The organism is Sphingomonas sp. SP1 (assembly GCF_058313395.1).
Window position 1 is genome coordinate 1,711,425 of record NZ_JBZFLC010000001.1, and the last position, 24,939, is coordinate 1,736,363.

Annotated in this window: 20 protein-coding genes and 1 tRNA gene; 15 read left to right on the top strand and 6 right to left on the bottom strand. The window is 64.6% G+C overall.

Annotated features, from left to right (window positions below):
* Window positions 1–63 precede the first annotated feature (63 nt).
* From AC4GYS_RS08670 to addB, 5 genes are read left to right on the top strand one after another with little or no spacing between them, the layout of a single operon-like run.
* A complete protein-coding gene (locus AC4GYS_RS08670) occupies window positions 64–2,439 on the top strand; it encodes a sensor histidine kinase (RefSeq protein ID WP_491108686.1) in 2,376 nt (791 codons plus the stop codon).
* Entirely contained in the window at window positions 2,436–2,876 is a 441-nt protein-coding gene (gene tsaE / locus AC4GYS_RS08675; protein ID WP_491108687.1) for a tRNA (adenosine(37)-N6)-threonylcarbamoyltransferase complex ATPase subunit type 1 TsaE, read from the top strand. Before AC4GYS_RS08670 ends, tsaE begins: the two co-directional genes overlap by 4 nt.
* On the top strand, window positions 2,873–3,859 hold the full coding sequence (locus AC4GYS_RS08680; RefSeq protein ID WP_491109388.1) for an aminoglycoside phosphotransferase family protein: 987 nt from the start codon (window positions 2,873–2,875) through the stop codon (window positions 3,857–3,859). Before tsaE ends, AC4GYS_RS08680 begins: the two co-directional genes overlap by 4 nt.
* Complete coding sequence (locus AC4GYS_RS08685; protein ID WP_491108688.1) at window positions 3,856–4,623, top strand: nucleotidyltransferase family protein; 768 nt, start codon at window positions 3,856–3,858, stop codon at window positions 4,621–4,623. The genes AC4GYS_RS08680 and AC4GYS_RS08685 overlap by 4 nt, the downstream gene beginning before the upstream one ends.
* Entirely contained in the window at window positions 4,616–7,528 is a 2,913-nt protein-coding gene (gene addB, locus AC4GYS_RS08690) for a double-strand break repair protein AddB (protein WP_491108689.1), read from the top strand. Before AC4GYS_RS08685 ends, addB begins: the two co-directional genes overlap by 8 nt.
* Here addB and AC4GYS_RS08695 read toward each other — a convergent pair whose 3' ends face one another.
* A complete protein-coding gene (locus tag AC4GYS_RS08695) occupies window positions 7,529–7,675 on the bottom strand; it encodes a hypothetical protein (protein ID WP_491108690.1) in 147 nt (48 codons plus the stop codon).
* Between the two features lie 75 nt (window positions 7,676–7,750).
* On the opposite strand from AC4GYS_RS08695, the gene addA reads away from it, so the two are divergent.
* From addA to putA, 4 genes are all read left to right on the top strand, one after another.
* The gene (gene addA / locus AC4GYS_RS08700) at window positions 7,751–11,149 is read left to right on the top strand and encodes a double-strand break repair helicase AddA (protein ID WP_491108691.1); all 3,399 of its coding nucleotides are present in this window, start codon (window positions 7,751–7,753) and stop codon (window positions 11,147–11,149) included.
* A gap of 57 nt (window positions 11,150–11,206) precedes the next feature.
* Entirely contained in the window at window positions 11,207–11,527 is a 321-nt protein-coding gene (trxA, locus tag AC4GYS_RS08705) for a thioredoxin (protein ID WP_491108692.1), read from the top strand.
* Window positions 11,528–11,659: 132 nt separating this feature from the next.
* A complete protein-coding gene (gene secA / locus AC4GYS_RS08710) occupies window positions 11,660–14,395 on the top strand; it encodes a preprotein translocase subunit SecA (protein ID WP_491108693.1) in 2,736 nt (911 codons plus the stop codon).
* Between the two features lie 8 nt (window positions 14,396–14,403).
* Window positions 14,404–17,514 carry a bifunctional proline dehydrogenase/L-glutamate gamma-semialdehyde dehydrogenase PutA gene (putA, locus tag AC4GYS_RS08715; protein WP_491108694.1) on the top strand — a complete coding sequence of 1,037 codons (3,111 nt, stop codon included), beginning with the start codon at window positions 14,404–14,406 and terminating at the stop codon, window positions 17,512–17,514.
* A gap of 275 nt (window positions 17,515–17,789) precedes the next feature.
* Here the strand turns inward: putA and AC4GYS_RS08720 are convergent.
* Window positions 17,790–17,864 (bottom strand) — tRNA-Asn (locus AC4GYS_RS08720).
* A gap of 63 nt (window positions 17,865–17,927) precedes the next feature.
* Entirely contained in the window at window positions 17,928–18,701 is a 774-nt protein-coding gene (locus AC4GYS_RS08725; RefSeq protein WP_491109389.1) for an NAD kinase, read from the bottom strand.
* 169 nt (window positions 18,702–18,870) lie between these two features.
* On the opposite strand from AC4GYS_RS08725, the gene AC4GYS_RS08730 reads away from it, so the two are divergent.
* Window positions 18,871–19,707 (top strand): EAL domain-containing protein, encoded by an 837-nt coding sequence (locus tag AC4GYS_RS08730; protein WP_491108695.1) that lies wholly within the window; start codon window positions 18,871–18,873, stop codon window positions 19,705–19,707.
* On the opposite strand, the gene surE is transcribed toward AC4GYS_RS08730, so the two are convergent.
* A complete protein-coding gene (gene surE, locus AC4GYS_RS08735) occupies window positions 19,649–20,443 on the bottom strand; it encodes a 5'/3'-nucleotidase SurE (RefSeq protein ID WP_491108696.1) in 795 nt (264 codons plus the stop codon). The genes AC4GYS_RS08730 and surE overlap by 59 nt on opposite strands.
* Before the next feature lie 284 nt (window positions 20,444–20,727).
* Between surE and dksA the strand changes: the two genes are divergently transcribed.
* Window positions 20,728–21,192, top strand: coding sequence for an RNA polymerase-binding protein DksA (gene dksA, locus AC4GYS_RS08740; protein WP_491108697.1), 465 nt, complete (start codon window positions 20,728–20,730; stop codon window positions 21,190–21,192).
* 51 nt (window positions 21,193–21,243) lie between these two features.
* Here dksA and AC4GYS_RS08745 read toward each other — a convergent pair whose 3' ends face one another.
* Window positions 21,244–21,405, bottom strand: coding sequence for a YdcH family protein (locus AC4GYS_RS08745; protein WP_491108698.1), 162 nt, complete (start codon window positions 21,403–21,405; stop codon window positions 21,244–21,246).
* Between the two features lie 150 nt (window positions 21,406–21,555).
* Here AC4GYS_RS08745 and AC4GYS_RS08750 point away from each other — a divergent pair, with 150 nt between their 5' ends.
* From AC4GYS_RS08750 to AC4GYS_RS08765, 4 genes are all read left to right on the top strand, one after another.
* A complete protein-coding gene (locus tag AC4GYS_RS08750) occupies window positions 21,556–21,753 on the top strand; it encodes a DUF465 domain-containing protein (RefSeq protein WP_491108699.1) in 198 nt (65 codons plus the stop codon).
* 79 nt (window positions 21,754–21,832) lie between these two features.
* A complete protein-coding gene (locus tag AC4GYS_RS08755; RefSeq protein ID WP_491108700.1) occupies window positions 21,833–22,327 on the top strand; it encodes a DUF1465 family protein in 495 nt (164 codons plus the stop codon).
* 19 nt (window positions 22,328–22,346) lie between these two features.
* Window positions 22,347–23,492, top strand: coding sequence for an iron-containing alcohol dehydrogenase (locus AC4GYS_RS08760; RefSeq protein WP_491108701.1), 1,146 nt, complete (start codon window positions 22,347–22,349; stop codon window positions 23,490–23,492).
* Window positions 23,489–23,920, top strand: a complete 432-nt coding sequence (locus AC4GYS_RS08765; RefSeq protein ID WP_491108702.1) for an acyl-CoA thioesterase — start codon at window positions 23,489–23,491, stop codon at window positions 23,918–23,920. The genes AC4GYS_RS08760 and AC4GYS_RS08765 overlap by 4 nt, the downstream gene beginning before the upstream one ends.
* Here AC4GYS_RS08765 and AC4GYS_RS08770 read toward each other — a convergent pair.
* On the bottom strand, window positions 23,917–24,870 hold the full coding sequence (locus AC4GYS_RS08770) for an NAD(P)H-dependent flavin oxidoreductase (protein ID WP_491108703.1): 954 nt from the start codon (window positions 24,868–24,870) through the stop codon (window positions 23,917–23,919). The genes AC4GYS_RS08765 and AC4GYS_RS08770 overlap by 4 nt on opposite strands.
* Window positions 24,871–24,939: the final 69 nt, after the last annotated feature.

Genomic DNA, 24,939 nt, shown 5'->3' on the forward strand with positions numbered 1-24,939 from the left:
GGTCCTCCCGGTGCAAACGGAGCCTTTTCGCTCTGGATAAAGCCAGCTTCCGTCTTATGGTCGATGAATGGGGCGGGGCATGGTGTGATGATCGGCGACTTCACAACCGGAAGCCTGTTTGCGTTCGCTCTTGCGGCGCTGTGGATTCCCATCGCAGCCGCACTTGCCATCATTGCGGCCCGGCGCATGCGGCGGGCGGATGCGGTGCTCGCAACGGCGCGGTCGCTTCAGGCCATGCTCGCCGCAGCACCCGCTCGGCCAATGATCGTCCAGGCGGATGGACGGATCGACGTGGACCGTCAGCTGTTGCGCGAAATCGGTCTTGATGGTGAGCCTGATCGGATCGAACAATTGGCCGGCGACGGACAGGGGCTCGTTGCCGAGGACCTGGCCGCACTCATTGATACCATTCGCGCGACCGCCCTCTCGGGCGAACGGATCGAGCGCTCTGTAAGGATCGTCGGCTCCCGCCGCGTGCTGGAGGTTCGCGGAGCCTCTGCGCCGCCCCCGTCCGAACCGGGAAGCGTTCTTCTGTGGGTGTTCGACACGAGCGCTGCCGAGGCGGAAAAGTCCGACGTGGCGCTGCGCCTTGCCGATACGGAGGCGGCGCTTGATTCGTTGACCCACCTGATCGAGGCCGCCCCGTTCCCGATGTGGTACCGAGGCCCCGACCTGTCGCTTGGTCTCGTCAATTCGGCTTACGTGGCCGCCGTGGAGGCGCGCTCGGCCGCCGACGTGGTGGCGGACGGGACCGAATTGATCGACGGGGTCGCGACGCAGAGCGCGCAGGCCGGGGCGCAGACCGCACTCGACAGCGGCCGGCCCTATTCCCGAACCCAGCCCGCGACGATTGGGGGGGAACGTCGAATGCTGAAGGTCGTCGACGTACCGCTGCCGAGCGGCGCCGTCGCTGGATTCGCGGTCGATATCCAGGACCTTGAGGACGCCCGCATCGAACTTGCACGCTACATCGAGAGCCAGCGTGAGCTGGCCGATCGAATGACCGCCGGAGCGGTGCAGTTCGATCCCGACCGAAGCCTGTCATTCTATAATCAACCGTTCGCGATCATGGCACAGATCGACGCCGAATGGCTCAACGAGAAACCCGAATTCGACCGCGTGCTGGAACGGATGAGGGAGAACGGACGCCTCCCCGAGACTCGCGATTTTCCCCAGTGGAAGGCCGAACGGCGCGCCTGGTTCACCTCTCCCGAGGAAGCGGTGGAAGAGGAGTGGATCCTTGCCAACGGTGATCACCTTCGGGTCGTTGGTCAGCCCTTGCCCGACGGGGGCCTGCGCCTGATTTTCGAAGATCGGACCGAGCAGGTTCGCCTGGCGTCGGCACGCGATACCCTGCTGCGGGTGCGAACGGCCACGTTCGACAATCTGTTCGAAGGCCTGAGTGTCTTCGCCGCGGACGGCCGACTTTACCTGTGGAATCGACGGTTCTGCAATTTCTGGGACCTGGACGAAAGTTGGCTGGGCGAGCACCCCCGGGTCGATGAGCTGGTTCCGGCCATGGCGCGCCGCCTGGTGAACCCGACAGCCGCCGCGCAACTGCGTGAGCTGATCCGCGCAGCGACCAACGAGCGGCGCATGGGCTCTGGCCGCCTGACGATGGTGGACGGCAGCCACTTCGAGTTCGCGGCCGTTCCGCTTCCCGACGGCAACGCATTGTTCACCATGATCGACGTCACGGACTCGACGCGGATCGAGCACGCGCTGCGCGAGCGCGCCACGGCCCTGGAAGATGCCGACAAGGTGCGCACCGACTTCGTCGCCAACATGAGCTACGAATTGCGTACCCCGCTGACTTCTATCGGCGGGTTCGCCCAGATGCTTGCGGCGGGCTATGCCGGGAAACTGGCACCGGCGGCGTCCGACTACGTCAGTGCAATCCTGGAATCGGTAGCGCGCCTGTCGAAGCTGATCGATGACGTCCTTGATCTGACCCAGGGCGAGCAACGCGCGGTCGTGATCGAGCATGAGCGCATCGACCTGGCCGGCCTTGCGCGGAGTGTCGCCGAGCGGATGGAGCCCGGCGCGCGCGACAAGGGGCTACGGCTGGACACCTCGATCGATCCCTCTACGGGAGTTATCGTTGGTGACGCCCGCCGCATGCGGGAAAGCATCGAGCACGTCTTGCGCAACGCGATCGCCTATACCGAGAAAGGGCAGGTTTGCCTGTCCTGCCAAGGTGACGACGATCAGGCCGAAATACGGATCAGCGATACCGGCGCGGGCATCAGTCCGGACGATCAGGCCCATGTGTTCGAACGCTTCACCAGGATCGGAGGCGCTCACGCCGAAGCTGCGCTGGGACTCGGCTTGCCGCTCACCCGCCAGTTCGTCGAAGCGCATGGCGGGCGTGTCGAACTCCAGTCGCAGGTGGGCGAAGGCACAGTTGTGACGATCACCGTTCCCCGCAAACAGCCATGATGTTGCAAAGCCCGGAGGAAACCGAACGCTTGGGCACCATGCTGGCGGCGGCGTTGCGGGTTGGTGACGTAGTCGCTCTTTCGGGGCCGCTCGGAGTTGGCAAGACTGCATTGGCTCGTTCGATCCTGCGCGCCGCCGGCAACGAGGGCGAGGTGCCCAGCCCGACCTTCGCGATTGTGCAGCCCTACGACGAATTGTCCCCGCCGATCTGGCATTGCGACCTGTATCGTTTGGAGGACCCTTCCGAATTGGAGGAGCTGGGGCTCGATGCGGCGCTGGAAGACGGCGCGCTGCTCGTCGAATGGCCGGAACGGGCTGGCGCGGCGGCTTGGCCACAGGCGCTACGACTTTCGCTCGACTTTGCCGGCGGAGACAGCCGGTCCTTGACTTGGGTCGCCCCCCCGGCATGGGAGAAACGATGGCCGCCAACAATATGATCCCGCCGACCTACGCCGAGGAATTTTTGAGGACTCACGGTTGGGGCGGAGCGGAAATCTTGCCCTTGGCGGGCGACGCCAGCTTCCGCCGCTATTTCCGGGTTCGTCATGGCGAGCGGGCGGCTGTGCTGATGGACGCACCTCCGCCACATGAAGATCCGCGGCCGTTCATCGCAGTCGCAGAATGGCTTAGCGGCGTCGGCTTGAGCGCGCCGGAAATCGTCGCTCGCGATCTTGACCACGGATTGCTTCTGCTGGCCGATTTCGGCGACGACCGGTTTCGCGAACACCTTGATGGCGCACCCCAGCGGGAACGGGAATTGTACGAGGCCGCCACCGATCTTCTGGTGGAACTTCACCGGCACAGGCCGTTGGACAGCTTGCCCGTCCATGGCCTCCCGGAGTGGCTGACCGAAGTCGAGCTGTTCACCGACTGGTATTGTCCGGCGGTCGGGATCAGTGTCGATCAAGACGGCTATCGCGACGCTTGGGAACAGGTGCTTGGACCGGTCGCCGGCGATGGGCTCGGCCCCGTCACCGTATTGCGCGACTATCATGCCGAAAATATCATGCTGATCGGCGACCGCACCGGCGTAAGCCACCTTGGACTCCTGGATTTTCAGGACGCGCTGGCTGGCCACCCGGCCTATGATCTCTGTTCGGTCCTGGAGGACGCGCGACGCGATGTCGCACCGGAAACCGAGCGCGCGATGTTGGATCGCTACATGGCCGCGACTGGGGCAGGGGCAGAGTTCGAGCGTGCCTATTGGGCGCTGGCCGCTCAGCGCAACACTCGCATCCTTGGTGTCTTCACCCGGCTATGGAAGCGGGACGGCAAGCCAGGATATCGACGCTTCCAGCCGCGAATGTGGGGATTGTTGGACCGGGATCTCGCACAACCTGGTCTGGAACCTGTCAGAGACTGGTTCGCAGCGAACGTGCCGGAAAACGCTCGCGTTGCGCCTTGGCTGGAGACCCCATGACCGCTGCTACCGTAAAGCGCGCCTTGAAGCTGCGCCCCCGGATCGAAGCAAGCGTTCCCCGGACCGCGATGGTCATGGCGGCGGGGTTGGGGAAGCGCATGCGCCCGCTCACCGCCACGAGGCCCAAGCCGCTGGTGGAAGTGGCCGGCAAGGCGCTGCTCGATCATGTGCTCGACCGGTTGCGCGTGGCCGGGGTGGAGCGGGTGGTGGTCAACGTCCACTATCTTGCGGACGCGCTCGAGGCACATTTGAAACGCCATGCCGGCGATCTGGAAGTCGCCGTGTCCGATGAACGGACGCTGCTGCTCGAAACCGGTGGCGGCCTGAAAAAGGCGCTTCCCCTGATCGATTGCGACCCGTTCCTGGCGGTCAACAGCGACAACTTCTGGGTGGACGGGCCGTCGGACGCGCTGAAGTTGCTCGCCAGCCAGTGGGACGGGGAGCGAATGGACGCGTTGCTGCTGCTCGTGCCGCAGGCGAGGGCGGGAAACCATACGGGACAGGGCGATTTCCACATGGACCCGCACGGCCGACTTCGGCGCCGGACCAAGGCCAAGGTTGCGCCCTTTGTCTTCACAGGCATCCAGATGCTGGCCAAGCGCATGCTGGACGACACGCCGGAAGGGGTCTTTTCCACGAACCTGTTGTGGGACCGGGCCATTGCGGAGGGCCGCTGCTTCGGAGTCGTACACCAGGGACTGTGGTTCGACGTCGGCACTCCGGGCGCCATTTCCAAGACCGAGCAGGCGCTTAGCCTTGCCTGAAACTGCGCGGCCGCGCGTCTACACAATCGGTGCGCACCGCAGCTTTGCCGACGCGCTCGTCGCCGGTCTGATGGCCAAGCATCGCGCAGACCCACTCCAGCTTGCGCGCGGCCGAATCCTGCTGCCTAACAATCGCGCCATCCGGACCGTAACAGAGGCGTTCGTTCGGGCGAGCGGGGGAGGGCTTATTCTCCCTCGCCTGATTGCGATCGGCGACCCGGAACTCGACGACCGTGTCGGCGGTGCGCTCGACCCGCTCGGGGACACGCCGATACCTCCGGCAATCGACCCGATGACCCGGCTCGTGACGCTCGCTCAAATGGTCGGTCGGCAGCTAGGGACGTCGGGGGCGGAAAGCTTTCGCCTCGCCGCGGATCTTGCACGGACGCTTGACGCACTGTTGGTAGAGGAGATCCCTGCGACGCGTCTCAGGGACGCGGTCGCCGACGCTCCGCAACTGGCGCGGCACTGGCAGTTGTCGCTCGAGCGGTTGCAAGCACTTCTCGAAGCATGGCCGCTCGTGCTTCAGCAGAGCGGTCGCATCGACCTTGCCGAGCGTCGCAACCGGCTGCTCCGGGCCATGGCGCGCCGCTGGGCTCATCACCCGCCAGAGGGGTTCACCGTTGCCGCCGGAATCACCACGGCTGCCCCGGCGGTCGTTGCCTTGCTCGCCCAGGTCGCGCGCATGCCGGAAGGGAGCGTCGTGCTTCCGGCACTCAGCGGCCCCTCGCTGATGAGCGACGAGGAATGGGAAGCACTTGGACCCGACCCGGATGCTGGCCGCGCCGACGAAACCCATCCGCAATTCCACCTCAAGCGGCTGCTGTATCGCCTGGCGGTAAATCGCGAAGAGGTCGAACAATGGCGAGCGGCTGGACGGGCCTCCGCACGAGCAGTTCGAGAGCGAGCGGTCGCGAACGCGCTCAAGACCGCCCGCTTCACCGACCGCTGGGCAAGCCTGCCGCCACCTGAGCGGCGTCTCACCGGTGTCCGGCTCGCCGAACTGCCAGACCCCGCCAGCGAGGCGCAGGCGATCGCGGTTGCGTTGCGCGAAGCGGTCGAGACACCGGGACTGACCGCGGCGCTCATCACTCCGGACCGCTTGCTGGCCGTGCGGGTCTCGGCGCTACTCGGCCGCTGGAGCATCCAGGCCGACGACAGCGCCGGACGACCGCTCGGCCAGACACCTGCCGGCACGCTTCTGCTCGGAATAGCTGCGGCCACTGCCGAGCGCCTTGCACCGGTCGCGACGCTGGCCTTGTTGAAGCATCCACTTGCTGGCGCCGGGGCTGACCGACAGGCGTGGCTCGACTCGGCCCGAATGCTCGATCTCGCCCTGCGGGGTCCGCGTCCGCCGGAAGGGCTAGCCGGCATCGACGCCCACTGTGCCGAGAAGGAGCGAGAAAGAAGAACCCGCGGCTGTTCCGACGCCTGGCGCCGACTCCGTCCCTGCCTCGCGCCGCTCGACCGGCTCTTTTCCGGCGCTGTCACACTGCAACGCTTTGCAGCATCCCTGCGCGAGTTTGCCCAAGCCGTCGCCGGCGACGCGGCGTGGAGCGGGCCTGACGGCCGCGCCGCCGCCGACTTGCTCGCTCGGCTGGAGGAAGCCGAAGGCGGGGCCGACCAGCTGCTTCAGGCGGAGGACGCCGTGCCGCTGCTGCGCCAGCTGCTGGATGCCGAAGCCGTGCGCCCGCCTTACGGCGGCCATCCGCGGATCCAGATCCTTGGTTTGCTCGAGGCCAGGTTGGCGCATGCCGACCTCATGATCCTTGGCGGCCTCAACGAGGGCGTCTGGCCCGCGCTCGCCTCGCCCGACCCGTGGCTGGCCCCCAAAATTCGCGCAAACCTGGGTCTGCCCGGTCTCGAGTACCGCGTCGGGCTGGCGGCCCATGATTTCGCAACTTTCCTCGGTGCGCCCCGCGTTCTCATTACCCGCGCCAGGCGGGACGGCCGCTCGCCGACCGTAGCGTCGCGCCTGTTGCTGCGGCTTCAGGCTATGACCGGCGGTCTCGCTCGCGACCATCGGCTGGAGCGGATCTGCCAGGCCATCGACACGCCCGTGGCGGAGAAGCCCGTTTCAAGACCGGCGCCTGCTCCTCCAGCCACCGAGCGCCCCCGCCGGATCGCCGTCACCGCGGTCGATCGCCTGAAGGCCGATCCGTTCGCTTTTTATGCCCAGGCCATGCTCGACCTGCGCGCGCTGGATCCGGTCGATGCCGACCATACCGCTGCGTGGAAGGGCAGCGCGGTCCACAAGGTGCTGGAGGAATGGCTGCAGCATGACGATTGCGAGCCGGACAAGCTGCTTCCCCGGGCCCGCGCCTTGCTCGACGGCGAGGCGATCCACCCGATGCTGCGCGCCCTGTGGCAACCGCGCCTTCTGGAAGCCATCGAATGGGTTGCCGAAGAAGTGAGGCGCGACGCGGCTTCGGGTCGCAGGCCCCTTGCGGCGGAGCGGAAGGGCGAGGCCGAGGTGTCGGGCGTCACCCTCTATGGTACCGTGGACCGGCTGGATCGCCTGCCCGGCGGTGGGCTCGGGATCGTCGACTACAAGACGGGCAAGGCGCCCTCGGCCAAAGCGGTCGAGGCGGGCTTTGCACTGCAACTCGGCCTCTTGGGGCTGATTGCTCGGGCGGGGGGGTTCCAAGACATTGCGGGGTTGCCCGGCGCCCATGAATATTGGTCGCTTGCAAAGGATCGTGACACGTTCGGCAAGCGTACGGTGATGGATGCCAAGGCCGGGCCGGCGGAGTTTCTCGCCCATGCTCAAGCTTCGTTCGCGGAAGTCGCCGCCGACTATCTCCTGGGCAACAAGCCGTTCACCGCCAAGCTCCACCCCGCTTTCGCGCCTTATGGCGACTACGACCAATTGATGCGGCTGGAGGAGTGGTATGGCCGCGAATAGTTATTTCTTTCCCTTCGGCTTGCCCGATCGCGCGTAAAGCAGGGCGGCAACGATCGCAGCCGAACCGATGCCGACCGCCACTCCGGCCTTGAAATGCTTATTGTCGCCCTTGGGAGTTTCCGACTTCTTGTTCTGCTCGTTGCTCATCACGCGTTCCCTCGATTGAACTGATCGCGCCCTTAGCCTGCTGGCGAAGCGCAAGGGAAGCGCTATGGCTGGGCCATGTCGCGTCGCTTCAAGCCGCTCAAACCGCTCGGCTCCGATCAGGCCCGTGCGGCCGATCCCGCAATCCATGCCGCCCTGTCCGCGAGCGCCGGAACCGGCAAGACGCAGGTGTTGACGGCACGCGTGCTGCGCCTGCTGCTGGGCGGTGCGTCGCCTGAAACCATCCTGTGCCTGACGTTCACCAAGGCCGGCGCCGCGGAAATGGCGAATCGCATATCCGAACGGCTGGCGAGTTGGGTCAGGCTTGATGAAGCCACTTTGGGCGCTGAGTTGCAGGCAATCGGCGCGCCGATCGGTCCAGGCATGCGCGAGCGGGCGCGTCGGCTGTTCGCGCAGGTGCTCGATGCGCCCGGCGGCCTGCGGATCCAGACCATCCACAGCTTCGCTCAAACGCTTCTCGCTTCCTTTCCGGCCGAAGCAGGAATCACGCCCGGGTTCCGAGCGATCGAGGGGCGGGAGGAACAGTTGCTCGTCCGTCGCACGCTGGCGGTGCTGGTGGCGGACTCGGAAGTGGCTGGCGATACGCTCGTCCCCGACCTCCAGACGCTTAGCCGCCGGGTCGGAGAGCGCGAGGCCGAGCGCTACCTGCTCGCTTGTGCGCGCGAACCGGAAGCGATGGGCTATTTCGCATTACCCGAAGCGGTCGAGCCTGCCCTGCGCAGTCGCCTCGGCTTGCCTGAAGGCGCGATCGAGGAACTCGTCGCAGCGCGCTGCAGCGACGGCAGCTTCGACTGCGAGCTGCTTCACGCCATCGTTGCCGCCAATCGGGGCTGGGGAGCCAAGACCGGCCATGCCGCGGCTGACGAGATTGAGGCTTGGCTGACGCTACCTCCGGAGGGTCGCTGCCGCGAGCTGGGCAGGCTGGCCAGCATCGTCTTCACCCAGGCCGGGGAACGACGCAAGATCCAGGCCGGGGTGCTTAAGGCCGAGCCGCTGGCACAGGAGCATTGCGATGCGCTGGCCGAGGAAGTGGCGGAACTGCTCGCGCTGCTGCGCCAGGCGGAACTGGTCGCGGTTCAGGCCGCGGGCCTGCGCGCTGGGGCTCGCTTTGCAGAGGCCTACACCCGCGCCAAGCGCGCCGCCGGCGTCGCCGACTTCGACGACCTGATCCGCTGGACCCGCATCTTGCTGGCGACGCCCGGCATCGGGGAGTGGGTGCGTTACAAGCTGGACCGCCGAACCGATCACATCCTGGTCGACGAAGCGCAGGACACCAACGCCGATCAATGGATGATCATCTTTGCGCTGCTGGAGGAATTTTTCGGCGGCACCGATTCGGGAGGCGACCACCGGACCTTGTTCATGGTCGGCGACTTCAAGCAGGCGATCTACGGCTTTCAGGGAACCGATCCCCGGGCGTTCGAAGAAGCGCGGCAGGCGATCCGCGACCGGGTCATAGCGCTGGAGGAAGCTGCGCGGGACGACGATCAGATCAGCGTCCGGCCGTTCCATGATCTTTCGATCAGCCGCAGCTTCCGTTCCTCGCAGGCGGTGCTGGATGTGGTGGACGCGGTGATCGCCGAGGTCGGGTCGGCGGAGATGGGTCTGCCCGAACCCCCGCCGCCGCATCGGGCGCACTGGTCGGATAGGCCTGGCGCCGTCGAAATCTGGCCCGCATTCCAGATCATGGCCGATGAGGAGGGCGGCGACGAAGGGGAGGAGGGCTGGATCGCCGAGCCCGCCCGCAAATATGCGACGCAGCTGGCAAGGACGGTCAGGCACTGGCTCGACGACGGCGCGCCGCTTGCAACGACCGGCCAACCGATCAGCGCGGGCGATATCCTCGTTCTCGTCCGCAGTCGCGGCGAGCTTGCCTCGCTGATCGTGGCCCGATTGTACGCGGAAGGAGTGCCGGTCGCCGGCATCGATCGGTTGCATCTTTCCTCGCCGCTTGCGGTGAAAGACCTGATGTCCGCGGTCGCCTTTGCCGTGCAGCCCCTGGACGACCTCAATCTGGCCTGCCTGCTGGTCTCGCCGCTTATCGGATGGACGCAGGATCAGCTTTACGATCTGGCCCATGACCGCAGCAGATCGCTGTGGAATGAGCTGCGGGACCGGGCGGCGGGCGGTGGTCACCTGGCCCACGCTCGGGATTTGCTCACCGATCTGCTGGCGATGGCCGATTTCACGACGCCCGCCCGTTTCCTGGAAACGGTTCTTTCCGGGCCGATGCAGGGGCGGAGACGGCTGCTGGAACGGCTGGGCGCCGCGGCTCGCGACCCGATCGACGAGCTTGTCGCCGCGGCTTTCGAGTTCGAACGGTCGGAAATCGTGTCGCTTGATCGCTTCCTCCACTGGTTCGGAAGCGGAGAAGTGGAGATCAAACGCGACCCGGCGGCACCGTCGGACGCGGTCCGGGTGATGACCGTGCACGGGGCAAAGGGACTGGAGGCGCCGGTCGTCATTTTAGCCGACGCCACTGCCGATCCGGCAAAGCTCGGAGAGCGCAATGGGCCGGTGGCCGTGCCGTTGGGCGAAGCGGGAAACGCGCCCGTGCTGCGTCCGCGCAAGACCGAACTCGGGGAACCCTACACCTCTCTCATCGCTGACGCGAAGGCGCGCGACCTGCAGGAACATTGGCGCCTGCTTTATGTGGCGCTGACTCGCCCGGCCGAGCGGCTGGTCGTTGCGGGCCTTGCTCCGCGTCGAGGCGAGGTGCCCGCGGATTCTTGGCATACACGAGTCATCGCCGCAATGGAGGCCATCGGCGCAGAGTGGGACGGGGAGGTCCTTCGCTACGTCGGATCAGCGTCCGTACGGCCTGTCCGCGCGCGGCGACGGTCCGCCGCGCTGCCGCCGCCAGTCATTCCGGAATGGCTTAATCGAGCCGCTCCGCCGGAAGCTCGGCCGCCGCGTCCGCTCGCTCCGTCGCAGCTGGTCGAAGACGTGGAGCCTATGCCTCCGCCCAGTCCGGAACTTCGCGCCGCGGCCCGGCGGGGTGTGCTGCTTCACAGTTTGTTCGAACGCCTGCCCGGCGTCCGGCCCGAGCAACGCCATGAGGCCGCCCTTCGCTGGCTGGATCAAAGCGCTGCCGTAGTCGACCTTGCCGTCCGCGAAGAGATTGCCCGGGCAGCCTGTTCGATCATTGGAGACGATCGGTTTGCCTCGCTATTCAGCGAGAACTCCTTGGCGGAAGCCCCAATCGCCGCGACCCTGTCCGACGGCCGGGTCGTAGCCGGAACCGTCGACCGCTTGCTCGTCGAGGACGATCGTGTCGCGGTCATCGACTTCAAGACCGGCCGCTCGGTTCCGCTGGAGGAGGCGGATGTGCCTCGCCAGCACCGCGCTCAAATGCAGGCCTACGGAGCGGCGCTGTCCGTGATCTTCCCGGGTCGGCGGATCGAAACGGCACTGCTCTATACCGCCGGACCGCGACTGATCCCGCTCACCGGTTGAGGACGGCGGGGCCCGGTCCCATATGTCCAGCCAACGACTCACTCAGGAGCTATTTTCATGCCGACCAAGACCGTCACCGATCAGAACTTCGCCACGGACGTGCTAGGCGCCGACAAGCCGGTGCTCGTGGATTTTTGGGCGGAATGGTGCGGACCTTGCCGGATGATCGCTCCAGCGCTGGAGGAGATCAGCGAAGCCCTCGGCGAAAAGGTCACGGTGGCAAAGCTCAACATCGATGAAAACCCCGATACGCCCGGCAAGTACGGGGTCCGTGGCATTCCGGCGATGTTGTTGTTCAAGAACGGCCAGCCCGTCGCCCAGAAGGTTGGCGCCGCCCCGCGCAGTCAGATCCAGCAGTGGCTGGAAGGACAGCTTTAGTCGCTAGCGATGCGCCGCCCGTCTGATTGACTGTCTGGGGGCACAATCCTACATCGCCGCTCAACGATAAACGCCCGTGCGCGGGTGTCCCGTCGTCATGCCTCGCGCACTTTCGGGCTTCAAGGAATTCGCATGTTCTCTTCGTTGGCAAAGTCGGTCTTCGGATCAAGCAACGACCGCTATGTCGCCAAGCTCCGTCGTACGGTCGAAACCATCAACGGGTTTGAGCCGACGATTTCGGCCATGACCGATGACGAACTGCGCGGCCAGACCGTGATCTTCCGCCAACGACTGGAAAACGGCGCGGCGCTGGACGACCTTTTGCCCGAAGCATTCGCCACGGTTCGTGAAGCGGCCAAGCGGACGCTCGGCCAGCGCCATTACGATGTCCAGATGATCGGCGGTATCGCCCTGCATCGGGGCGAGATCGCGGAAATGCGGACGGGCGAAGGCAAGACGCTGGTCGCAACCCTCGCGACCTATCTCAACGCGCTGCCCGGCAAGGGCGTGCACGTGGTCACTGTTAATGACTACCTCGCACGGCGCGACGCGGACTGGATGGGGCAGGTCCACAATTTTCTGGGTCTGACCGTCGGCGTGATCGTCCCGAACCTCGTCGAGCATGAGCGGCGCGAGGCGTATAATTGCGACATCACCTACGCGACGAATAACGAGCTCGGGTTCGACTATCTGCGCGACAACATGAAATACTCGCGCGACCAGATGGTCCACCGGCCCTTCAACTACGCGATTGTCGACGAGGTCGATTCCATCCTCATCGACGAAGCCCGGACCCCCCTGATCATCTCGGGACCCACCGACGACAAGTCCGAACTCTACATCGGCGTCGATGCACTGGTGAAGCAGTTCGTCGAGAGCGACTACGAAAAGGACGAAAAGCAGCGGTCCGTCGTGCTGACCGAAGAAGGCACGGAGAAGGCCGAGCGGATGCTGGAGGAGGCTGGCCTGATCGAGGGCCAGAACCTCTACGACATCGCCAACACCCAGGTGGTCCACCACCTCAACCAGGCGCTCAAGGCGAACGTCATGTTCCGCAAGGACATCGACTACATCGTCAAGGACGGCAAGGTCGTCATCATCGACGAGTTTACCGGGCGCATGATGGACGGTCGCCGCTGGTCCGACGGCCTGCACCAGGCGGTCGAGGCCAAGGAAGGCGTGAATATCGAGCCCGAGAACCAGACTCTCGCGTCCATTACCTTCCAGAACTATTTCCGCATGTACCCGAAGCTGTCGGGCATGACCGGCACCGCGCTGACCGAGGCGCCGGAATTCTTCGATATCTATCGCATGAACGTCGTCTCGATCCCCACCCACGTGCCGGTGCAGCGGATCGACGAGGACGACGAATTCTACAAGAACATCAACGACAAGTTCGCCGCCATCGCCAAATCCATCAAGGTCAAGCAGGAGCTGGGCCAACCGGTTCTGGTGGGTACGGTCTCGATCGAAAAGTCGGAACTGCTGTCCGAATACCTCAAGGCCGAGAACATCACGCATTCGGTCCTGAATGCCCGCTTCCACGAAAGCGAAGCGCATATCGTGGCGCAGGCGGGCCGGCTTGGTGCTGTGACCATCGCCACCAACATGGCCGGGCGGGGCACCGACATTCAGTTGGGTGGTAATATCGACTTTCGCGTGCAGGACGAACTCAAGGACATGGCCGAAGGGCCGGAGCGCGACGCCGCCGAACAGCGCATCCGCGATGAAGTGCTGACGGAGCGTGAGAAGGTGCGCGAGGTCGGTGGCCTGTTCGTCCTCGGCACCGAGCGGCACGAGAGCCGGCGCATCGACAACCAGCTTCGTGGACGTTCGGGACGTCAGGGCGACCCGGGCCTGTCGCGCTTCTACCTGTCGCTCGACGACGACCTGTTGCGCATCTTTGGTCCGCAAACCGCGTTCGCGCGCCTGATGAACAAGAATCTGGAGGATGGCGAGGCAATCGTCAGCCCATGGATCAGCAAGGCAATCGAGACTGCGCAGAAGAAGGTCGAGGCCCGCAACTACGACATCCGCAAGCAGGTCGTCGAATTCGACGACGTGATGAACGACCAGCGCAAGGTCATCTACGAACAGCGCGCGGAGATCATGGATTCCGACCATGTTTCGGACGTGGTCGCCGAAATGCGTTCCGAGACCATCGCGACCCTCGTCGCGGCCCATTGCCCGCCCGGCACCTACCCGGAGCAATGGGACGTTCCGGGGCTCAAGGAAAGCCTCGACGAAGTGCTGGGTCTGCAGCCGCCGGTGGAGGACTGGCTGACCGAGGAAGCGGTCGAGCAGGATATCATCATCGAGCGGGTGCAGGCGCTATCGGATGAGGCGATGGCGGAGAAGACCGCAGAGCTGGAGCCGGAGCGCTGGCAGGAGATCGAGAAGAATTTTCTTATCCAGACTCTCGATCATCATTGGAAGGAGCATCTCGCGACGCTGGATGCGCTCCGGGCCGTCATTCACCTGCGCTCCTATGCGCAGAAGAAGCCGATCGACGAATATAAGCAGGAGGCCTTTCTGCTGTTCGAGCGGTTGCTTGTCGCCATCCGCGAGGACGTGACGCGGATGCTGAGCCGCGCGCAGGTGCAATTGACGCCGCCACCGCTGCCCGAACTGCCGGCCTTCCTGACCCAGCACCTTGATCCATTCTCGGGTGAGGACAACACATTCGATCTCGACGCGGCCGCCCGCGGGCTTACACGGCCGGCGCACACCGACGACGCAATGAACATCCCGCTGCCCGATCTGCCGCCGTTGCCTGAAGGCGCGTTGGCCGAGCCGGTCAGCCGCAACGCCCCTTGTCCCTGTGGTTCCGGACGGAAGTTCAAGCATTGCCACGGCCAGCTCGCCTGACGCAATCGGTGCCGCCGCCGATCAGCCGGGCCGCGGTGCGCCGCGATTACCGGCGCGATGAAGAGGAGGTGGTGGCCGAACGGCTGTCGCAGGCCCGCTTGCCCGCCGGCGCGAAGTCCGAAGCGCAGACCATTGCCCGCTCGCTGGTTGCCCACGTCCGTGCCCACAAGCCGGCCGGGCTGGACGCGTTCCTGCATGCCTATGACCTTGGTTCCGACGAAGGCGTGGCGCTCATGTGTCTCGCCGAAGCGTTACTTCGGATACCCGACGCCCATACGGCCGACGAGCTGATCCACGACAAGTTGTCGGGGCCGGACTGGTCGGAGAAGCTTGGTGACAGCCACTCGCCCTTCGTGAACGCGGCGACGTTTTCGCTTCTCCTGACCGGAAAGGTGCTGGACGGTGCGAACGACCGTTCGGCCACTTGGAAGGCCGCGCTCGGCCGGGCGGTGGGACGTCTTGGGGAACCTGTCATCCGCACTGCCGTCGGTCAGGCGATGAAGATCCTGGGCGGCCAGTTCGTCTTCGGTCGCGACATCGACGAAGCGCTCGAGCGCGCCGCTCCCGAGCGTAAACAGGGGCTGAGCCACAGCTTCGACATGCTTGGCGAGGCTGCGCGCACGCATGAAGACGCGGCGCGCTACGCCGACAGCTACCGTGCCGCGCTCGCCAGGTTGGCGCAGGAGGCCGACGGCGGCGTGGTCCGCTCACCCGGGATTTCGGTCAAGCTGTCGGCCTTGCACCCGCGCTACGATTACCTTCGGGCTGACGAAGCCAAAGCGCACATATTGCCCATCCTGCACGAACTGGCGGCGACGGCCTCCGCAGCGGACATCCATCTGACCATCGACGCCGAAGAGGCCGATCGCCTTGAGCTGCAGATGGACCTGCTGGAAGCGTTGGTTGCTGACGAAAGCCTGTTCGAAAACGGCTGGACTGGCCTCGGCATGGCGTTGCAGGCCTATGCAAAGCGCGCGCTGCCGGTTTGCGAATGGGCAGTTCAACTTGCCCGCTCGCATGGCCGGACACTGATGATCCGGCTGGTCAAAGGCGCTTACTGGGACAGCGAGATCAAGGTCGCGCAGGTGGGCGGCTTCGACGATTATCCGGTGTTCACCCGCAAGGTAGCGACCGATGTGTCGTATCTGGCCTGTGCGAAGGTTCTGCTGGAAGCAGGAGACTGCATCTACCCGGCGTTTGCCACCCACAACGCCACGACGATCGGAGCCGTGAAGGCGTTGGCCGGGCAGGCGCGGTTCGAGTTCCAGCGGTTGCACGGCATGGGCGAGGGCCTGTACGAAGGCCTAGCCAAGCTCGAAGGCGATCTTGGCGAGCCGCAAACGCCGGTGCGCATCTATGCTCCGGTCGGCAGCCATAAGGAGCTGCTCGCCTATCTCGTTCGGCGATTGCTGGAAAACGGGGCCAATTCCAGCTTCGTCAACCGTATCGCCGATGAAGAGGTCGGCCTGGACGAATTGACGCGCGATCCGGTTGAACAACTCGCGGCGCTGATGCCTCGGCGCAACCCGCGGATTTTGCTGCCCGGAGAGATGTTCGGCACGAACCGACGTAATTCCTCGGGTTGCGACTTGTCCGACCCTGGTGTGCGAGAGCCGTTGCTGGAACGTTTGACGCAACTGCAGGCCAAGCGCTGGAGCGCGGGGCAGGGGGCCGGAACACGTGTCGCCATCCGATCGCCGTTCGACCGACGCCTGCAGGTCGGCGAAGCCATCGAGGCAACACGGGCGGACCTCGACGCGATGCTCAAATCGGCCGCGGCGGCGCAGCCGGACTGGGATGCGCTTGGCGGTTACGAACGCGGCCGGCTTCTCGACCGGGTCGCCGATCTGTTTGAGCAGCACCGCGAGGAGTTCTACTCACTTTGCATTCGCGAGGCTGGGAAAACTCTGCCGGATGCGATCCTGGAGGTGCGCGAGGCGGTAGATTTTCTGCGCTATTACGCGGCGGAGGCGCGCCGCTCGTTCACTCACGCCGAAGCTTTGCCCGGCCCAACGGGGGAGCTCAACCAACTGCGCCTGCATGGGCGCGGGGTTTGGATCTGCATTTCCCCGTGGAACTTCCCGCTGGCCATTTTCACCGGCCCAGTGGCTGCCGCGCTCGCCGCAGGTAACGGGGCCATTGCGAAACCGGCCGAACAGACGCCGCTGATTGGCGCCTTGGCAATCGATCTTTTCCACCGTGCCGGTGTGCCCCGTGACCTGGTTCATCTGGCGGTCGGGGACGGCAAGCTCGGCGCCGCGTTGGTAGCCCATCCGCTCACAGGCGGCGTAGCGTTCACGGGTTCGACATCCGTCGCCAAAGCGATCAATCGTTCGCTGGCCGAGCGCGACGGGCCGATTGTGCCGCTGATCGCCGAGACGGGTGGCCAGAACGCGATGATCGTCGATTCCTCCGCCTTGCCGGAGCAGGTTACTCGCGATGTGATCGCCTCCGCATTTCAGTCGGCCGGACAGCGTTGCTCGGCGTTGCGGGTCCTGTTCGTGCAGGAGGACGTCGCCGACACCATGCTGGCCATGATTGCCGGTGCGATGCGGACGCTTAAGATCGGCGATCCGGGCGAACTGCAGGTCGACGTCGGTCCAGTCATCGACGACGAGGCCAAGGCCGCACTCGACGCCCACGTGGCGAGCTTCAGAAGCCGTGGGAAGGTCATCGCCGAACTTGCTTTGCCGGCGAATACCGACCGGGGCAGTTTTGTCGCGCCGGTACTGATTGAGCTAGCGAGCCTGTCCGAATTGGACAGCGAGCATTTCGGCCCCGTCCTGCACGTGATCCGCTATCCCGCCGGCGGATTGCAGGGGGTCCTCGATCAGATCAACAGCACCGGCTTCGGTCTGACTTTGGGGCTGCAGAGCCGGATCGATACGGTCAGGGACCATGTCCAGGCCCATGCGCGGGTCGGCAATCTCTACGTCAATCGGAATCAGATTGGCGCCGTGGTGGAAAGCCAGCCGTTTGGCGGCGAGGGCTTGTCCGGCACCGGTCCCAAAGCCGGCGGACCGCACTATGTCGCGCGGTTCGGGACTGAGCGCGTAATCTGCATCGACACCACTGCGGCAGGCGGTAACGCAACCCTGATGGCTTCGATCGAGGGCTGACCCTCTAGCGGACGGTCCCGTCGATCCAGTCCTGCAATGCCAGCTGCTGATCCGGAGACAGGCGCATCAATCGAATCTCGTGCGCCTCGGATTGGAACAGCTTGAGGTCGGGTGTGACCCCCTAACATGATGGTAACCATCATTGCCCGACCGGAGAAATAGTCTGGTCAGGCCCATCATATCGCCCAGGCACCAGCTAATTCCGATTGTCCGTTCATGCCGAACGCAGAGCTAACCGAGCATCTTGCTGAAGGCCGCTTTGCGACAAGGGCAAATGGCTCCCCGGGTAAGATTCGAACTTACGGCCGTCCGATTAACAGTCGGATGCTCTACCGCTGAGCTACCGGGGAGCAGTCCCGTGCGGGACGTTGCGGGCGGGCCTATGACGCACGCTCCCTCGCTTGGCAAGCCTCTTACGTCGCAAATTGCTCCATCGCGATCCGCTCGTCCAAGGCGTGCTCGGGATCGAACAGCAAAGTCATCGTGCGCGACCGATCAAGGCTGACCTCCACCTGTGTTACGTCACGCACTTCGAATTGGTCGGCGACCGCCGCCACCAGTCGCTCCCGGGGGTCGTGAATGCGGAAACAGATGCGCGTATCGTCCGGCAGGATCGCGCCGGACCAGCGTCTCGGCCGGAACGCGGCCAGCGGCGTCAGCGCCAGCATCCGCGCGCTGAGCGGCAGGATCGGACCGCGCGCGGAAAGATTGTAGGCGGTCGAACCTGCAGGCGTCGCCACCAGAACGCCGTCGCAGACCAGTTCCGGCAGGGCGACGCGGCCGTTCACCAGAACCTCGATCTTCGCGGCCTGGCGGGTTTCGCGCAGCAACGACACCTCATTGATCGCAGCGTGAGTCCACTCATCGCCGTGAATGGTGTGGGCAGTCATCTTCAGTGGCGCCACAGTCACCGCCTTGGCGCCCGCGATCCGCTCCGCCAGCCGGTCCAGCCGCCATTCGTTCATCAGGAAGCCGACCGTGCCCCGGTTCATCCCAAAGACCGGCTTGATATCAGCACCGTCCAGCATCTGGTGCAGCGTGTGTAGCATGAAGCCGTCACCGCCGAGGGCAACGAGCTTGGTGGCGGTCTGCTCGTCCGCCCATTTGTAGCGGCGCTTGAGCATGGCGGCTGCCGCTTGCGCGGCCTCGGTCCGGCTGGCGAGCAGGCCGATACCGAGTGAGGCCAGATCGCGCACCTGGGAGCCTGGCTTGGACGGCCGTTCAGCGCTCAACACCACTCTCCCCTGCGAATTGGCCACAACATAGGCGAGGGGACCGCTCGATTCCACTGTCCCAACGAGGGGCAGGGGCGATGTGCTCCGCTGCGTTTTGGGTCGAAGCTGCCTAAGGTGCCCGATGATGTCAGCCATTCCACGTCCGATCCCTAGCCAGCGTGCGTCCGATCGGCCCTTCTTGCCGGTGCCGCAGCCGGCCCGGGATTATTTTCTGGAAGCAGCCATCTCGGCAGGTGATGTCGATGTCTGGTTTCAGCCGCAGTTCTGCATCCGGACCGGTGAGGTGATTGGTGTCGAGGCACTCGCGCGCTGGGATGGAGCCACCGGCCCGGCCGAGCTGTTCGAGCGAGCGTCCGCGGCACGAATCTCTGAGCGCTTGTCGAGGTCGGTGCAGCGCAAGGCCCTGCGCTGCGCCAGCCAGTGGACGGGCCCGCTTGGCAATTTGCGGCTATCCCTGAATCTCCTGCCCGAGGACCTTGCCCGACACGGTTACGAGCAATGGCTGCTGGACGAAATTGTAACTGCCGGGCTGCGGCCCGACCGGGTGACGGTGGAAATCACCGAGGGCAGCCTGGTATTGGATCCCGTTGCGGCGGCAGGACGGCTTGCCAGGCTACGCTCAGCCGGAGTGCGGATCGCGATCGACGACTTCGGGACCGGTTACTCCAGTCTGGCATATCTGACGTCGCTGCCGCTCGACACGCTCAAAATTGACCGCGAGCTAATCGCCGATCTGGTCGGCGGCGCACGCAGCCGCATCGTGGTCCGCGCTCTCGTCGCGCTGGCCCGGGAACTCGACCTGCAGATTGTCGTGGAAGGCGTGGAGGATCCTGCGCAGCTGGCGCTCCTGGTCGAATGGGGATGCGACCTTTATCAAGGTTTTCTCGGCGCAAAGCCGCTTAGCGAGGATCAGTTGGTAACTCTTCTTGGCGGGCGAACCGCTGTTCCAGCTCGCTAAGTGATGGATCGTGCGTGAGATCCAGGTGCAGGGGTGTAACCGCGACAAACCCGTCGGCGACTGCCTCCAGGTCGGTTAAGTGCCCGGGCGTTTGCACCATCGGGCCCAGCCCCAGCCAGTAATAGCTGTATCCTCGAGGATCCTTGCGCTGGATCACCTCCGTCCGGCCGTAGTCGCGAATACCCTGTCGCACGATCCGCACTCCGCGCACATCTATTGGCGGAAGCGCCGGGAAGTTGACGTTGACCAGCGTGCCCGCCGGCATCTGCTTTTCCATCAAGGGCGCAAGCACCCGCTCCGCCCAGGCTTCCGCCGCCGCAAAGGGCACGCTGTCGCCCATTCCTTCGCGTGCATAGCTTTGGCTGAGGGCGATTGATTTCACCCCTGCAAGGGCGCCCTCCATCGCGGCGGATACCGTGCCGGAATAGGTTACGTCCTCGCCAAGATTGGCGCCCCGGTTGATGCCGGACAGAATCACGTCGGGACGCTGATCCTTCATCAGGTGGAACAGCGCCATGAGGACGGCGTCGGTCGGAGTTCCACCGACCGCGAAGCGCCGCTCATCCAGTTTGCGCAGCCGGATCGGGCGGGTCAGCGTCAGGGAATGGCCGGTCCCTGATTGCTCCTCGGCTGGCGCAACGACCCAGATATCGTCCGAAAAGCGACGTGCGACCCGTTCGAGCAGGGCAATTCCGGCAGCGTTCACGCCATCGTCGTTCGTCACAAGAATGCGCATGGCGTCGGGCATGGCGAAGCCCGCGCAAACGCGCAAGTCACGGTCGTTGCGCCATTTTCGCAACAAGTGCGGCTTTAACACCGAAGAAGTAACTTTCGCTGCTTGTTATGAACCTTGACGAAGATTATAGGCGCGGCGGGGGTAGACCGACTTTATCGGGCCTTAAGTCCCGGAAAAGTCTTGTGTTCGCTTCCGGCTGCACCGGTTGCCCGGGGTAGTTGGTAGCGCCGTGCTTTGGGCCTGCAGCGGCCTGTGTTCCCGCTGCGGGCGAGAGGGAGGGGACGATGGCTACGGCTCTGGTCGATATCTTTGGCGAAGAACCTGAACAATTCGATCGGCTAATCTTGCCGGCCGGTTACAAGCCGAGCGAGTCCGACGAATTCATGTGTGCCCGCCATAGGGCCTACTTCCTTCACAAGCTGCGCAGCTGGAAGGAAGCGATTGTCGAAGAGAGCAGGGCGACAATGGCCCAGCTTCAGGTCGACTCGCTGCGCGAACCCGACATTGCGGATCGCGCTTCCAGCGAAACGGACTGGGGGATCGAGCTTCGTACCCGCGACCGCCAGCGCAAGCTGATCGCAAAGATCGATGCTGCTATCCGCCGTCTCTATGCCGGTGAATATGGCTATTGCGAAGTGACCGGGGATCCGATCAGCCTCGGTCGTCTGGAGGCTCGCCCGATCGCGACGATGACGCTCGAGGCGCAGGAAAAGCATGAGCGAATCGAACGCGTTTCGCGTGACGATTAGAAACGGGAGGCCCCCGCCGGCCGGACCGGCGGGGGTGGCTTCCGAACGGTCCTAGTGGACGAGACCCAGCATTTCGTCTTTCAACCGCAGCTTCTGTTTCTTGAGATCGTGAAGCACCACGTCGTCTGGGTGAGGTCGCTGCTCTTCGGCGTCGATTCGGGCCTGAAGAGCAGCATGCTTGGATGCCAGAGCGTCAACGTGTGCTTTTTCCATCGTGTCAGTCCCTTTGCTGGTCGGTGACAACCAGAGGATAGAACCACAAAGTCGACGGATTGTCCCGGGCCGTTCACTCGGCTCGTCGATTCAGGGTTCCTTTCCGCCGTGACCGGACTGCACGATCGCGTTAAGGGCGGATTGGGGGATATGAACGACGACGAACCTCGTGAGCGGCTTGAACAGCTGAAGGGTCAACACCGGGTGCTGGACGAGCAGATTATCTTGCTCGCTGCAGATCCGGAGGCCGACCAGCTGGAGCTTGCCCGACTGAAAAAGCGCAAGCTGCGGCTTCGCGACGAGATCGCGGTCCTGGCGGATCGCTGCGTGCCCGACATCATCGCCTGATCGTTTCAAATCGGGATTTCGCGACCAACTGCTGGGTCAGTCGTTTTCTATTCAACCGTTTCGTGGCAGGTTGGCCTCAATGCACGAAGACCTCGACGACAATCAGGTGGCAAGGGCGAGGATTACTCCGCACCTGATCGAAAGCCTTTATACGGAGGCCATGCTGCTGGCCGACGAGGCACGCACCTATTTCGATGATGTTGGCCGCGAAGAACGCGGCACCCTGGATCCGTTCGTCCGCGTCGGCTTCGCTTGCGAGTCGCTGAAAGTGACCACGCGGATCATGCATATCGTGGCTTGGCTGCTGACCCAGCGCGCCGTTGAGTCCGGAGAAATTCAGCCCAATAGCCACCGCCGGCCGGAGCGGCGGCTCGGGCATGCAACGGACAGCGATCCGGCGGTGGTCGAGCAATTGCCGGCTGCCGCCCAGCGCCTCGTCAATGCCAGCAGCGACCTTTATGCTCGCGTGCAACGGCTCGACGACGAGGGACTTGAAGAAACGCCGGTCCCCAGTCCAGCCCGCGCCCTGATGGGTCGCCTGGAGCGGGACCTGCTCTGGCCGAGGAACGAGTGAGCGCCTAGCATGGGGGACCATGCGCGACTTCATCTTTAGACCCGGCCCGACGTTGCTGTGTGGCGAAGGCCGCTACGGCGAATTTTGTGAGTATCTCCCGCCTGGTGGCGTGCTGTTCGTCACCGACGAAGGCGTGTTGTCGCTCGGTCTTGCTTCCGCCTGCATCGACGCACTTGAGAGTTCCGGCCGCTCCGTGACATTGTTCGATCGGGTCGAGGCGGACCCGTCCCGCGCCACGCTGCTGGACGCGGTGGAAGCGGGGCGGTCCGCTGGCGTAGCGTCGGTGATCGGCTTTGGCGGCGGCAGCCCGATGGACGTCGCCAAGCTTGCCGCATACCTTCTCGGCTCGAACGACGATCTCGACGCGATCTGGGGCGTGGCGCTTGCAAGGGGAAGCCGGCTGCCCTTGGCACTCGTCCCGACGACCGCGGGCACCGGGTCGGAAGCGACCCCCGTCGCGGTAATCACGGTGGAGGGGTCGGAAAAGCGTGGCGTCAATTCGCCCCCGCTGATCGCCGATGTCGCGCTTCTGGACCCCGGCCTCACGCTCGGCATGCCGCGGGGCCTGACGGCCGCCACGGGTATCGACGCCATGGTTCACGCCATTGAGGCCTATACGTCGGCCAAGGCGAAGAACCCGATCTCCGATTGTTATGCGCGAGAAGCGCTGCGATTGCTCGCCGCTAATCTCCTCGTCGCTTGTGAGGAGCCGTCCAACCTGGAGGCGCGCGCGGCAATGCTGCTGGGGGCTCATCTCGCCGGGCTCGCCTTCGCCAATGCCCCGGTCGCGGGCGTTCATGCGCTCGCCTATCCTCTGGGGGGGATCCACCATCTGCCGCATGGGCTGAGCAACGCCTTGATGCTGCGCCACGTACTCGCCTTCAATGCCGAGGCAGCGCGAGGCGACTACGCCGAGTTGGCGGAAATTGTCGCTCCGCAGTTCCAATCACTTGGCAGCCAGGCGAAGGCGGCGATGCTGATTGAGGAGTTGGACCGGCTCGTTGTCGCCAGCGGCGTCAGCCCGCGTCTCCGGGATCATGGTATCGCCTTTGAAGAGGCGCCGCTGCTGGCGCGGGAAGCGATGAAGCAACAGCGGCTGCTGGTAAACAATCCGGTGGAAATCCGCGAAGCCGATGCCCAACGCCTGTACGAGGCCGCCTGGTGAGCCGGGAAGCACGACCGTCACGAACGGACTTTCCCGTATGGCAGCGGATCAGCCTCCGGTGGGCAGACAACGACGCCTACGGGCATGTCAATAATACCTTCTACTATCAATGGTTTGACAGTGCAGTGAACTCTTGGCTGGTGGATCAGGGACTGCTCGACATCGGCACAGGCGATCCCATTGCGCTCGTTGTCGAGACGCGGTGTGCTTATTTCTCCCCCTTGAGCTTTCCCGGAGCCGTGGAAGTCGGCCTAAAGGTGCAACACGTCGGCACGTCCAGCGTTCGATATCATATTGGGGTCTTCGCGCTCGACGCGGACGAACCGGCGGCGGCAGGCGAGTTCGTTCATGTCGCCGTATCGAGAAATGCCCGCCGCCCGGTGCCCTGGCCGGACAATTGGCGGAAGTCGTTCGCCTCGATTGCCTAAATGCAGATCCGCGCTTTGGCCGCGCGGTACTCGTCGGACAGTCGCGCGATCAGATCGCCGGCCGGCTGAATGCGATCAACCGCGCCAACACCCTGACCGGAGCCCCAGATATCGCGCCAGGCCTTGGCCCCCGTTGCACTGGAGAAATTCATTGCCTCGGGACCCGCCTCTGGCAGGTTTTCAGGGTCGAGGCCGGCGTTGACGATGGATGAGCGAAGGTAGTTCCCGTGAATCCCCGTGAAGAGGTTGGAATAGACGATGTCCGCTGCTCCAGCCTCGACAATGCCTTGCTTATAGCTCTCCTCGGCTCGCGCTTCATCGGTGGCGATGAACGGAGACCCGATGTAGGCGAAGTCGGCACCCATCGCCTGTGCCGCAAGCACCGCTCCACCGGTCGCGATCGATCCGGACAGCGCGAGCGGGCCCTGGAACCATTTCCGGATTTCCTGGATCAGCGCGAAGGGTGACCATCGTCCGGCATGGCCGCCCGCGCCGGCCGCCACCGCAATCAATCCGTCCGCGCCTTTCTCGATTGCCTTGCGGGCATAGCGGTCGTCGATGATGTCGTGCAGCGTGATCCCGCCCCATCCGTGCACCGCATGGTTGAGCTCTTCGCGCGCGCCCAGCGAAGTGATGACGATCGGCACCTTCCATTTCGCGCAGGTGGCCATGTCTTCATCAAAGCGGGTGTTCGACCGATGCACGATCTGGTTGACGGCAAAGGGCGCTGCCGGCGCATCCGGATGGGCGCGGTCATGCGCGGCAAGGGCCTCCGTGATCTCATGCAGCCACTCGTCCAGTTGCGCCTGTGGGCGAGCATTGAGCGCCGGGAAGCTGCCGACCACCCCCGCCTTGCACTGGGCGATGACCAGTGCCGGATGGGACACGATGAACAGGGGCGCACCAATCACCGGCAGGCGCAATCGATCGAATATAGCTGGCAGGCTCATGCGGGCTCCCGTGCCGGAACAGTTGCCGATCGCTACCATCCACGGGTGGCAAAGCAATAGCCCGCAAAG